This is a genomic window from Streptomyces sp. NRRL S-1022 (genome assembly GCF_000720135.1).
In the GTDB taxonomy this organism is placed as follows: Bacteria; Actinomycetota; Actinomycetes; order Streptomycetales; family Streptomycetaceae; genus Streptomyces.
The window spans coordinates 1-202 of sequence record NZ_JOIU01000230.1 but is presented as its reverse complement, the minus strand read 5'-3'; the positions used below and the strand labels follow the sequence as shown (position 1 = coordinate 202).

Sequence of the window (202 nt, the reverse complement as noted above, 5' to 3'; positions counted from 1 at the left end):
CCCCGTGCCGTGGCCCTCCACCGCGTCCACGTCCGCCGGGGTCAGCCCGGCGTTCGCCAGCGCCTTGCGGATCACCCGCTGCTGCGAAGGCCCGTTCGGAGCCGTCAGGCCGTTCGAAGCACCGTCCTGGTTGACCGCGCTGCCCCGCACCACCGCCAGCACCCGGTGGCCCTTGCGCCGCGCCTCCGACAGCCGCTCCAGG

Annotated in this window: 1 protein-coding gene; it reads right to left on the bottom strand. The window is 75.7% G+C overall.

Translation table 11 applies throughout. From position 1 onward, the window contains the following. Positions 1–202, bottom strand: a 202-nt coding sequence (locus IG05_RS43485) for a hypothetical protein (RefSeq protein WP_037816143.1), incomplete at both ends; no start/stop codon positions are given.